This window comes from Marivirga sericea (assembly GCF_900177665.1).
In the GTDB taxonomy this organism is placed as follows: Bacteria; Bacteroidota; Bacteroidia; order Cytophagales; family Cyclobacteriaceae; genus Marivirga; species Marivirga sericea.
In genome coordinates, this window is sequence record NZ_FXAW01000006.1 from 109,722 (window position 1) to 122,296 (window position 12,575).

Here is a 12,575-nt window from a genome sequence, read left to right on the forward strand (position 1 = left end):
TAAACTTGGGCTTAAGCAAAAAGATTTGAGGCGATATCTAGAAAATTGGACTAATGCAGGGATTCATTCAAATATGGATGATGATGAAAGACGTAAAGTTTTTCTTACTAATGCGATGTCCTTATTTTTGGCAGCAGTAATGATCATAGTGCTGTTGAATGATATTTTCAACACAGGAAATTATTTGGCTGCCTATCGGCGAGCAGCAGTTCTTGTTCTGATGCCCTTAATCCCATTTTTAAATGCAAAGCGCCTGTCGATATTATCCAAAAGCATTTTCCTTTTTATTCCCGGATGTATTCTTCTAGGGGTTCCTATTATTATCGGAGACTTCTACCCGGGTCAGTTTATTTGGTTTCAGTATGCAGGGGCAATATTTTGCTCGATTCCTGTTATATTATTTAACCAGGATAAGGAGAGGCTCTACATTGTTATTTTCTTTGTTTTTTACCTTGCAGTTACTCTATTTATTGATAAGGTGTTACTTTACTACGCTGAACCACCAGAGGCTATGAAAGAGTTGGTGACCAATTTTACTGATTTTAAACTACCCCCATTATTTGTGGCATTTTTCTCTACCACTACCCTTCTATGGTATAATAGAACTAATTTTAGATATGAGAGACGCTTGAAAAGCACAAATAAAGAGTTGCAGGAAACCCAAGAAGAGCTGATTGCTAAAAATGAAGAGTATGAAGCTATTAATCGGAATCTAGAAGTGCTTGTAAAGGAGAGAACCAAAGTGATTGATTCAAAAAACAAGCAAATCATAGATTACGCGAATTTAAACGCCCATAAAGTAAGAGGACCATTAGCCAGAATAATGGGACTTATTAATATTTCTGATTATTCTAAAAATCCGGAAGAACTGAAGCATATTTTTGAGAAACTAAGATCTCCTTCACAAGAACTCAATATTATTATAGAAGAAATTAATAAAACCTTGGAAGAAGGTAGTTCAGACGTTAATGAAAACCAATAAAACAATATTACTTATTAATATATTCAGCAACTCACTCGCTATTCTCTTTGGGTTTGGTCAATAACAAAGTAGCAATACCACCGAGAGCAGCAATTAAAGATGCCAATAAGATACTGATCTTCGAAATTTTTTCTAATCCAGGATCGCCAAAAGCGAGATTTGTAATAAATAAAGACATTGTAAAACCTATCCCTGCAATTAAGCCAATTCCGATAATATGTTGCCACCTTAATGAAGTATGTAGTTCTGCAATGCCCATCTTTTCACCAATAAAAGCAAAAATACTGATTCCCAACACCTTGCCGATAGCCAAACCTAGTAATATACCAAGTCCTAAGCTAGTAGATGCAACTTCCAAAAGACTTACATCTAATCTTACGCCAGCATTAGCGATAGCAAAAATGGGAAGGATAAAAAATGCATTAAAGTTAATAAGCGAATTCTCTAATTTGAGCAAAGGGGGTCTAGAGTTCTGAGCATCTTTCTTCATGGATTTGAGTATATTTCTCTGGCGAATATCTTGCATAGGATCTCGAGTTTCAATATCAGTTTTTTCCAATTCAGCCAAATTTTTGTCTGTGCGATCTTTCAATAATTTGCTATCCAGTTTTGGTTTGACTGGAATCGTAATGGCAAAAAGTACTCCCGCAATCGTAGGATGAACGCCAGAGTTAAGAAAATAATACCATAATACGATGCCACCTAAAACATACCAGTGAAGACCTTTTACACCTTTTCTGTTGATTAACAATAAGATAATAAATACTGCCGCTCCTGATCCCAGATATAGCCAGCTTATTTCATTACTGTAAAAAATCGCAATAACTAAAATAGCTCCTAAATCATCGGCTATGGCCAAGGCGACCAAGAAAACTTTGAGCTGTGCGGGTATCCTTTTCCCCAATAGACCAATGATCCCTAAGGAATATGCTATATCTGTTGCCATCGGTATTCCCCAGCCGCTTGCAGTTTCCGTACCCGCATTGAAGCTCGCAAAAATAACTGCAGGAACAATCATCCCTCCCAGTGCTGCCATTATTGGCATTGAGGCTTTCCGAAAAGATGACAGCTCCCCTACCATAATTTCCCGTTTCAGTTCCATCCCAGCTACTAAAAAAAATACGGCCATTAGACCGTCATTAATCCACTCTTCAATAGTGAGCCCAAAAGAAAAATACTCAGAAAATTTAATGAGAATTTCATCCATCAGAAAATGATGATAGTTGTTTGCCCATTGTGAATTACCAATGATAAGAGCTACAATAGTTGCCACAATTAGAAGCAGCCCTCCAGCCGTCTCTCTATCGAGAAACTTCTTTGCAGTTTGTTGAATGTAATTTAAAGTAGATTGATTATTTGCTGAACTATGCATACTTAAGTTTATTCTTTTTATGATATTAATAGACCTATGGCATCTCGTTACCCTCGAAAGGGAAATCTACAAATAGCTAGTAATTTAACAGACCGATAAAAATGATGGGGCAGCTCAAGAAGGCATAACATAGAATTTTCCCTCTAAAAACTCCTGAAACAATATCGCCAAAATCGCTTAAAAATACAGATAGAAGGCACATTTTCATGCTTTATCAATTAATGTGCGATTTGAAATTAAAAGTTTAAATAAGTACTCTTAATTCGAAACAAAAAAAATTCAGCCGGTTAAGGCATAATATGTACACGCTTTAACTTTCACTATTGTTGCACCCTTGCAATTTCTAAGCTCTCCAGCAACTCTTGGCTATTAAAAAAATAAACATAGTTTTAAAATTTGCGTAAAATTAAATATATCGTAATATTGCAATATAATAGTAGAAGAAAATGGGAGTTACTAAATCAGACTTATTTACAAAAGAGCAAAACGACTTGGCAAATGTCGCAAAAGCCTTTGCACATCCAGCTCGTATTGCCATCATTCAATACCTATTGAAATCCAATGCATGCATTAATGGACATTTAGTTGTGGAATTGGGTTTGGCTCAGGCTACGATAAGTCAGCATTTAAGAGCATTGAAAGATATTGGGATTATTCAAGGTGCCATTGAGGGCGTATCAGTAAGTTACTGCATAAATCCCAAGCGATGGGAGGAAGTGAAAAATCACTTTAGTAATATTTTTGAGTTATATAAAAATCCTAATCAGCAGAACTGCTGCTAATATTTTTTTGGCCATAATCATCGTAATATTACAATAAAAAGCTAGCTATTAAGACAGAAAATACTAAAAAGAAAAATTATGAAACTTTCAGAAATCAAATCAAGGTTAGAAAACTTAAGCGAAGTTAAATTTCAATTACCAAATGGTGAATTTGTTCCTCAACATTTTCACATAACAGAAGTAGGTATCATATCCCGTCATTTTATCGATTGTGGTGGAACTATGAGAGACGAAAAAACTGTGAATTTTCAATTATGGGAAGATCGAGATTATGACCATAGACTAGGAGCGAAAAAGCTTCATGATATCATCACTTTATCAGAAACCAAATTAGGGATTGATGATAATCTGGAAATAGAAGTTGAATATCAGGGGTCTACTATTGGCAAATATCATTTGGACTTCATGGATGATCACTTTGTACTACTAAATACTCAAACAGATTGTCTGGCAAAGGATAAATGCGGAATTCCTGCTTCAAAGCCAAAAGTACAGTTAGCGGATGTTTCTGGCACTAGCTCTAATTCATGTGAGCCTGGCGGTGGATGTTGCTAATAATTCTAAATAGACCTGTTGGTTAATACTTATTTAAAATGCTTCTGAAACTCACTGATTACATCGGAAAATTAGACCCCAATTCCATTCCAGCAAATAGAAAGGAAGTATTGGGGCCTTTTATTGATTATCTACAGGGAAAGATCAATTCGGGGAGCTATATAACACTGAATTTTATTTGCACCCACAACTCTCGGAGAAGCCATCTTTCTCAAATATGGACTCAAGCGATTGCGCACCATTTTAAAATGAACCAAGTTGCCTGCTATTCTGGAGGTACTGCCGAAACAGCTGTATATCCAATGATTCTACAAGTTTTGGAGGAAGCAGGATTTGAATCTGTTCAGCTCTCAAAAGGCGATAATCCCATATCCGCCATTAAATATAGCTCAGATAGTCATCCAGTCATTGCTTTTTCAAAGACATACGATCATCCATTTAATCCGTCCATTGGTTTTGCTGCCTTGATGACTTGTTCGGAGGCAGATGAAAATTGCCCGTTTATTCCCGGAACTGAAAAAAGAATAGCTCTTAATTATGAAGACCCAAAAGCTTTTGATGACAGTCCGCTTCAAAAAAGTAAATATGAAGAAAGAAGTCGTCAAATTGCCACAGAATTATTTTTCGTATTCTCAAAAATAAAACAATCATGAGCGAATCAACAGGAAAGAAGCAAATTGCATTTTTTGAACGCTATTTAAGCGTTTGGGTAGCTTTATGTATAGGAGTAGGAATTTTAATTGGCTATTTAGCAGGAGATGATATCTCTTTTTTAAGTGATTTGGAGGTTTATAAAGTCAATCTGCCTATTGCCATTTTAATTTGGATGATGATATATCCTATGATGTTGCAAATCGATTTCTCAAGTATCAAAGGAGTTGGCAAAGCTCCGAAAGGTCTGATTATGACGGTTATCATCAATTGGCTCATTAAACCCTTCACTATGGCATTTTTTGCCTGGATCTTCTTTGAACATTTATATTCAGCGTTTATTGATCCTGAAATGGCTGGAGAATATATCGCAGGAGCTATTTTATTAGGCGCAGCACCTTGTACGGCCATGGTTTTCGTTTGGTCTTATTTAACGGATGGCGATCCAAATTATACATTAGTGCAGGTTTCCGTTAATGATTTGATTATTTTAGTAGCTTTTATTCCTTTGGTTGGCTTTCTTTTGGGTATAACTGATATTACAATTCCATATGGGACACTAGCAGCGAGCATCATTATTTTTGTTGTCATCCCTCTAGCGGCTGGTGTGATTACCAATAAAATCTTAGTAGCCCAAAAAGGTAAGAAATGGTTTCAGAAAGTGTTTTTACCAAAATTTAAACCTCTTAGTATTATTGCTCTGCTATTGACACTAATCCTGTTATTTGCTTTCCAAGGTCCTAATATCTTAGATAATCCAATAATCATTTTACTGATAGCTGTTCCACTTATCATTCAAACATATTTTATATTTTTCATAGCTTGGTTTGCAGGCAGAAAGTTAAAGCTTTCTCATGCTGTTTGCTCCCCAGCAGCTATGATAGGTGCCAGCAATTTCTTTGAATTAGCCGTGGCCGTAGCAATCGCACTATTTGGTTTACAAAGCCCAGCAGCATTAGTCACTGTGGTAGGAGTTTTGGTTGAAGTCCCTGTGATGTTATCATTGGTGACATTGGCTAACAAATGGAAATACTAGAAACTTCATCTACTTCTGGAAAAGTTAAGATCAAGTGAGTATAGTCTTATGTCCCTAAAAGTTGAGGAAATTACTAAGAAAAACATAAATCTTATTTCATGTCTAAAAAACACATTTACGATGTTTTAGTAATCGGAGCAGGACAGAGCGGCCTCGCATGTGGCTATTATCTCCGAAGAACAGATCTTGATTACCTCATTGTAGACAATCAAGAAAAATGCGGGGGTGCTTGGAACAAAGCATGGAAATCCTTGACTCTTTTTTCTCCAGCAGAGCATAGCTCTCTGCCTGGCTGGTTAATGCCAAAATCCCAGCAAGAATTCCCAGCCAAAGAAGAAGTGATTGATTATATCTGCCAATATGAACAACGATATAAGCTGCGAGTCAAAAGACCAGTTCAAGTAAAAGACGTTCGGAAGGAATCTGACTATTTCAAAATTATCACTGACTCTGTAACTTTCTATAGTAAATCTGTGATTTCAGCTACCGGCACTTGGAGAAAACCCTTTATTCCTGATGTTCCTGGGAAAGATCAATTCGAAGGAAGACAAATACATTCCGCCTATTATCAAGGGCCGGATGAATTAATCAGCAAGAAAGTCTTAATTGTTGGAGAAGGAAATTCTGGGGCTCAAATTCTGGCTGAAGTTTCCAAAGTTGGAGAAACGAGCTGGGCTACCCAGAAACCCCCAGAATTCTTACCAGATGATGTGGATGGAAGGGTTTTATTTGACCAGGCTTCTGCCAAATATTACGCTGAGCAGAAAGGAGAAAAATTCGACATGTCGAAATATAATTTAGGGAATATAGTCATGGTTCCTTCAGTAAAGGAAGCCCGTGATCGAAAAGTTCTACACTCTAAAGGCCAAGTCAAGTCTTTTTATAAGAGAGGAGTCATATGGGAATCAGGTGAAGAAGAAGCTTTTGATGTTGTGATTTGGTGTACTGGATTTAGTTACGTTACTGACCATCTCCAGAACATAGTGTCTACAGATGAAAGAGGTAAGATTAACACTACGGGAACCCAATCGATTGAGGAAGCTAATCTGTGGTTGGTGGGATATGGTGGGTGGACAGGTTTCGCGTCAGCAACCTTGATTGGAGTTGGAAGATCTGCAAGATCTACTGTGCAAGACATTACAAATAAAATTGGGAAAAAAGCGTGATTTCATGAAATAAGAGAACTATTATAAGCTAACGAGCATTCGTTTGTAAAACATACAAACGTTCTCTTAAACAAAGGAAATATGTAACTCTTCTAACAATTAAATAATTTATTTGGTTAACAATTGGATTAATACAATTTAATTGCTCATATTAACATAAAACCAAATATCAAATTTATGAAAAAACAGTATCTATTAATGATTATTCTATTCCTGATGGGGACGTATTCGTACGCCCAAGACCGGGTGATAGAAGGAACAGTAGTAAGTGCCAGTGATGGGTTACCGTTAATTGGAGCTACAGTTGTAAAAAAAGGATCAACTTCTGGTGCCACCACAGATTTAGACGGTCGATTCAAATTGGAAATATCTGAACCGGAAATTTTGGTAGTTTCTTTTATTGGTTTTGCCCAAAAAGAAGTGGCTGTTAATCCTGATCAAACAGGAGATTTAAATATTAGCCTCGAAGAAGACATTACTAAATTGAATGAAGTCGTAGTTTCTGGTCTTGCTTCAAGCGTTAAAAGATCAAACTTGGGTAATGCAGTTGCTACCGTTTCTGCTGAGGAACTGACAGGAATGACCAACCAACCTACAATGGATAACGCTTTGTATGGAAAGGTGACTGGAGTGAACATAACCTCAAGTTCAGGTGCACCAGGCGGTGGTATTGCGATGAGGTTGAGAGGGGTTACCTCCATTACAGGGAATAATCAACCATTATTTATAATAGATGGTGTTTATGTAAGTAATGCAGAGATTCCAAGTGGTTTAAGAAATGCTTCGGGTGCAAATTCAGGAAATGAAGAAAATGCATCCAATAGGATAGCTGATTTAGCTCCTAGCGATATAGAAAATATTGAAGTATTAAAAGGACCTTCTGCTGCTGCAATTTATGGTGCTCGTGCTAATGCGGGTGTGGTTATCATCACTACAAAAAGAGGTAAAAGAGGTGAAACTAGAGTCAACCTTACCCAAGATGTTGGATTCAGTACTATCCAAAGAAAAGTAGGAATAGGACAAAGAAACTGGACTCCTGCCTTAGTAGGTGAAACTTTTGGTCCTGACGAAGTAGCACGTTATAATGCCGCCTTAAATGGTAGAGGGTTGGTTGATTATGAGGAAGAGATTTATGGTGAAACAGGCTTAATAACGGATACTAAAATTAGTGCCACAGGTGGAAGCGAAAAAACTAAATTTTATGTGGGTGCTTCTCTAAGAGATGAAGAAGGAATTATAAAAAACACAGGCTATACTAGAGCAAGTGTTCGAGCAAACATTGATCATCAATTGACTGACCGAATTAAATTTACTACTTCAAGTAATTTTGTGAACTCCACTACACAAAGGGGTTTTACTGGAAATGAAAATGAAGGAGGTTTGAGTGTTGGTTACAACATGGCATTCACAAGACCATGGGCAAATTTGTATCCTGATGAGTTTGGCAACTACCCAGACAACCCAAATGCCGCTGGTAATATGCTATTGGTACGGGACCAAGCTCTAAATGACGAAGTAATTAATCGATACATTCAAGGTGCAAGTATTGATATTAGTTTATATGAAACTGATCAATCATTCTTGAAATTTAAATGGAATGGTGGTTTTGATACTTATAACCTTGAGACTTATGTCTATGTGCCAGAGTATCATCAAGCACAAAGAGGATTACAGAATGGATTTATAGGAGTTGGTAAAAACAGTATTTTCAACACGAATAATCAAGGTTTTTTAGTTTGGGATAATTATCTCAGCGGTGGTTCGGTTCAATTGACCTCACAAGTGGGATATACTTACATCACTTTTGACAGAGATTTGGTGTATAATCAAGCAACACAGTTGATTCCTGGTCAAACGACTTTAGGCCAATCTGGGACACAAGAATTCGATCAAACATTACAGAATGTGAGAGAGTTCGGTTTCTTTGCACAGCAAGAAGTGAATTATGAAGACAAAATTATTGGTACATTAGGCATAAGAGCAGATAAATCAACATTGAATGCTGAGCAGAACCAATTTTACTATTTTCCTAAGGCATCGATAGCGTTAAACCTAGCTAATTTTGATTTCTGGAATCTAGATTTATTTAATCAGTTTAAATTAAGAGCTGCTTATGGTGAAACAGGTTCTAGTGCTACTTTTGGTTCATTATATACAAGTTTCCAAGCTGTTAATATAGGAGGTTCGCCAGGAGTTTCTGTTGGTGGTCTGAGGGGAAGTGAAAATTTAATTCCAGAGACGGCCTCTGAGTTTGAAACGGGTATAGATGTTACATTATTAGAAAACAAACTATCTTTTACGGCTACTTACTATAATCGAAATATAAGTGACTTGATCCTGCAAAGGGCCTTACAGCCTTCTTCAGGATTTGGATTAGAGGTTACTAACTTAGCTGATTTGCAAAATCAAGGATTGGAGTTAGCATTGAATGCAAGCCCAGTACAGAATGAAAATTTTGTTTGGACTTCCACTACTAATTTCTGGTTTAATAGGTCAAATGTGACGAGACTTGATGTTCCTCCATTTGCACCTGCGGGATCGGGATTCGGTTTAGGTCTTGGAACTGCCTTTATTGAAGAAGGCCAGCCTGTTACACAATTGAAAGGAACGATTGACGGAGAAGTGGTAACTGTGGGAGATGCAGAACCTGATTTTCAGACTTCATTCCTCAATAACTTTACCATATTCAAGAATTTTGATTTTAGCTTCTTAATTCATGTAAAGCAGGGTGGAAGTAACTTGAACCTTACTACATATTTAACAGATTTAGCAGGTCTTACAGGTGATTTGGATGATCCTTCAGGTATAGAAAGAACTTCTAATCCTAATACTGACCGATTTATTGAAGATGCATCTTATATGAGATTAAGAGAAATTGCATTATACTATAGACTACCTGAATCAGCGGTAAGTGTATTCAACGGAGCAGTTAATAAAATTAAAATTGGTGCATCTGGGAGAAATTTATGGACTATAACTCCTTATACAGGATATGACCCTGAAGTTTCTGCTAAGGGTGGTGCTGGGTTGTCTACGGGATTGGATGTTAACCCATTTCCATCTACTAAGCAAGTTTATGTTCACCTAGCCCTAGAATTTTAAACCAAAAAATCATGAAAAATATTAATATAAAATCGATTGCATCAGGACTTTTGGCGTTTTCTATGCTGTTCTTCTATTCATGTGAATTTGAAGATCAAATAGATCCTAATAATCCTAATTTGCAACAGTACAATCAAGACGCCACTGTCAACGAGCTGAATAATATAGTGGTTGGAATGGAGTCTGGAATGCGTAATGGTTACACACTTTATGTAACCTCAACAGGTACAATTGCACGGGAGTTGTATTTATTTAATGCAGATCCTAGAAATACTGAAGAGCTTTTAGGTAAAAATGGCGGTCAATTAGATAATAACGTATTTTACTTGAATGGTCCTTATAATGGAAGCTACACAAACGTAAAAAATGCAAATATTTTGTTAAATGCGTTAGACAATACTGAATTTGTGTCAGATCAAGAGGCAAATGGGTACAGAGGTTTTGCTAACACAGTGATTGCCTTGCAAGAGTTACGTGTCTTAAACATGCTGGATGAAAATGGTATCAGAATTGATGTTGCGGATCCAGACAACTTAGGGCCTTTTGTAAGTAAAGATGCCGCTTTAACTCATATTGCAGATTTATTAAATACAGCTAACACTCAGTTAGGAAATGCGGGTGCTGAATTTCCATTTAGTCTTTCATCTGGATTTGATGGGTTTAATACTCCTGAGACTTTCGCCCAGTTCAACAGAGCTTTAGCTGCACGAGTAGCCATCTACAGAGAAGAATGGGCAGCTGTTCCTGGTTTTTTAGAAGATTCATTTTTTGATCTAAATGGCGATTTGACTGTAGGTCCGAAGCATAGTTTTTCTACGGCTTCTGGTGATCTCTTGAATGGATTGTTTAAAATCCCTGGTAATAATGGAGACATGATCGTTGTTCATGACAGACTTACCCAGGGAGAGGATACTTTAGATTTAAGGGTAATCAGAAAAATGGCTAAAAGAGAAAATGCAGCATCTCAAGATGATTTAAATGGAGATTACGAAACGGCATTATATCCTAGCCCTACTTCTCCTGTAGATATTATCCGAAATGAAGAGCTAGTCTTGATTTCTGCTGAAGCCAAATTGCAAAGTGGGGATATTGCTGGAGCAATTGCCGACTTGGACATTATCAGAAATTCTGCTGGTCTTGACCCTTATAGCGGTGTAGAAACTACAGCAGCGGTAACAGATGAGTTACTAGAGCAGAGACAGTATTCTCTATGGTGTGAAGGCCATACGATGGTCGACTTAAGAAGATATGGCAGATTAAATGCAGACAACCTTCCAATTGATAGAGAAGGAGATCAAGTTTTTTCTCAATTTCCTGTTCCACTAACCGAACTCGATTAGTGGATTAAAATCTCAAAATTAAAAATCTCCATTTTTCTAATCATGAAAAATGGAGATTTTTTTATTTTAAAAAACTAATTGTTATATAAATAGCTTGTAATCACAAATGCTTTCGTGCCAATCGATAAATTGGGGAATGATGTTCAGTTTTGTTAAAAGTCTGCCTGATATAAGGGGAAGCAAAACTATAACGAGAAAGAGTTTAATGACAGAACGACTTGGGCCTTATTATTCTCTCTTCCTTAATTTTACTTGATAATTTACAGCCCCAATATTAAAATTGCGCTGGATACAAGTTCCATTTTCATCGTATTCCCAAATCGTTTTTTCATTTTCGGAATTAACCATCATATAACGGTTTTCTTCCGGCAACTTTGCAATCTTAAAATATTGATGAACACTTTCTGAAAAGACGGAATCTCGCTTGTGGGGCTGATCAAAATAAAGTTTAACAGTACTTTTTACTATAGGTTTTTCATACCAATTTTTACTAGTATCTATAATCGTCCGGTAATATTTTTTACCTAGTAATTGTTCGATTTTCGCTTCTTCAATCGTTTCTCCATTTCTTTTATCTACAAAATAGGCCTGTCGTAAAGTATCATTCTGATAAACGGCTTCTTGCAATTGGATCAATTGAGTGGGTCTAAATAGTTTGTATTCTAAGTCCATCACAGCTGAATAATAGACTTTACCACTATCTAATACTTTTTTGGTCGCTAGCATATTGCCTACAGCTTTACCTTCAATCGAAACATCATACACCAATTCTTGAGAGACGCCTGAAAAGCTTAAGTTCACTAAAATGATTGTAATCAATGTTTTTAACCTGCCCATTCTTCCCTATCTAAACTTCTATATTGGATGGCTTCTGCCAAATGCTCAATTTTAATATCTTCGCTACCTGCTAGATCTGCGATAGTACGAGATACTTTCATGATTCGGTCATAAGCTCTTGCTGAAAGTCCCAGTTTTTCCATAGCATTCTTTAACAACGCCTTTCCTGCAGAGTTTATTACACATACCTCTTTAACCATTTGAGAGGGCATCAGAGCGTTAGAATGCACATCTTCTAATCCTTCAAAGCGCTTTTCTTGTATTTGTTTTGCTGCAATGACCCTTTTACGGATGGTATCACTACTTTCTGCCTTCCGGTCTGCTGTCATCTGATCAAAAGAAACCGGTGTGACTTCAACGTGCAGATCAATTCTATCCAAAAGAGGTCCACTTACTTTATTCAAATATCGTTTTACTGAACCTGGCGGACAAACACATTCTTTTTCAGGATGGTTGTAATATCCACACGGACAAGGATTCATGCTAGCCAATAGCATGAAGTTGGCTGGAAATTCTACAGAGACTTTTGCTCTTGAAATAGTTACTCTTCTTTCTTCCAAAGGTTGACGCATTACTTCCAAAACAGTTCTTTTAAACTCAGGAAGCTCGTCCAAAAATAATACTCCATTATTCGCTAGTGAAATTTCGCCTGGCTGCGGAATGCCGCCTCCTGTAATTTACAAAAGAAAATGCGAACTTGCAGAAGGTAAGTTCGCATTTTTACTTTACAAGCTGCAAAACTTCATAAAAGT

At 36.8% G+C, this 12,575-nt stretch carries 10 protein-coding genes and 1 pseudogene; 8 read left to right on the forward strand and 3 right to left on the reverse strand.

The annotated features are described in order from the left end of the window. Window positions 1-25: 25 nt before the first annotated feature. Window positions 26-982, forward strand: a complete 957-nt coding sequence (locus tag B9Y84_RS14180; protein WP_085518053.1) for a hypothetical protein — start codon at window positions 26-28, stop codon at window positions 980-982. 31 nt (window positions 983-1,013) lie between these two features. Here B9Y84_RS14180 and nhaA read toward each other — a convergent pair whose 3' ends face one another. Beyond that, window positions 1,014-2,354 carry a Na+/H+ antiporter NhaA gene (gene nhaA / locus B9Y84_RS14185; RefSeq protein ID WP_085518054.1) on the reverse strand — a complete coding sequence of 447 codons (1,341 nt, stop codon included), beginning with the start codon at window positions 2,352-2,354 and terminating at the stop codon, window positions 1,014-1,016. A gap of 446 nt (window positions 2,355-2,800) precedes the next feature. Between nhaA and B9Y84_RS14190 the strand changes: the two genes are divergently transcribed. The 7 genes from B9Y84_RS14190 (at window position 2,801) to B9Y84_RS14220 (ending at window position 10,986) form a co-directional block, all read left to right on the forward strand. Beyond that, complete coding sequence (locus B9Y84_RS14190; protein ID WP_085518055.1) at window positions 2,801-3,136, forward strand: ArsR/SmtB family transcription factor; 336 nt, start codon at window positions 2,801-2,803, stop codon at window positions 3,134-3,136. A 78-nt stretch (window positions 3,137-3,214) separates the two neighbouring features. Continuing rightward, window positions 3,215-3,691 (forward strand): DUF6428 family protein, encoded by a 477-nt coding sequence (locus tag B9Y84_RS14195; protein ID WP_085518056.1) that lies wholly within the window; start codon window positions 3,215-3,217, stop codon window positions 3,689-3,691. Window positions 3,692-3,729: 38 nt separating this feature from the next. Beyond that, the gene (locus B9Y84_RS14200; RefSeq protein ID WP_085518057.1) at window positions 3,730-4,344 is read left to right on the forward strand and encodes a low molecular weight phosphatase family protein; all 615 of its coding nucleotides are present in this window, start codon (window positions 3,730-3,732) and stop codon (window positions 4,342-4,344) included. Then, a complete protein-coding gene (gene arsB, locus B9Y84_RS14205; protein ID WP_085518058.1) occupies window positions 4,341-5,378 on the forward strand; it encodes an ACR3 family arsenite efflux transporter in 1,038 nt (345 codons plus the stop codon). The genes B9Y84_RS14200 and arsB overlap by 4 nt, the downstream gene beginning before the upstream one ends. A gap of 98 nt (window positions 5,379-5,476) precedes the next feature. Then, complete coding sequence (locus B9Y84_RS14210; protein ID WP_085518059.1) at window positions 5,477-6,544, forward strand: ArsO family NAD(P)H-dependent flavin-containing monooxygenase; 1,068 nt, start codon at window positions 5,477-5,479, stop codon at window positions 6,542-6,544. A 177-nt stretch (window positions 6,545-6,721) separates the two neighbouring features. Next, window positions 6,722-9,646: a SusC/RagA family TonB-linked outer membrane protein gene (locus tag B9Y84_RS14215; RefSeq protein WP_085518060.1), complete on the forward strand. Its 2,925-nt coding sequence runs from the start codon at window positions 6,722-6,724 to the stop codon at window positions 9,644-9,646. A gap of 11 nt (window positions 9,647-9,657) precedes the next feature. Further along, window positions 9,658-10,986, forward strand: a complete 1,329-nt coding sequence (locus B9Y84_RS14220; protein ID WP_085518061.1) for a RagB/SusD family nutrient uptake outer membrane protein — start codon at window positions 9,658-9,660, stop codon at window positions 10,984-10,986. 228 nt (window positions 10,987-11,214) lie between these two features. On the opposite strand, the gene B9Y84_RS14225 is transcribed toward B9Y84_RS14220, so the two are convergent. Together B9Y84_RS14225 and B9Y84_RS14230 are read right to left on the reverse strand one after the other, a co-directional pair. Further along, a complete protein-coding gene (locus B9Y84_RS14225; RefSeq protein WP_085518062.1) occupies window positions 11,215-11,823 on the reverse strand; it encodes a DUF6134 family protein in 609 nt (202 codons plus the stop codon). Beyond that, window positions 11,811-12,500 (reverse strand): annotated as a pseudogene (locus tag B9Y84_RS14230) (YifB family Mg chelatase-like AAA ATPase); the annotation flags it as partial. The gene B9Y84_RS14225 and the pseudogene B9Y84_RS14230, both read right to left, overlap by 13 nt. Window positions 12,501-12,575 lie beyond the last annotated feature (75 nt).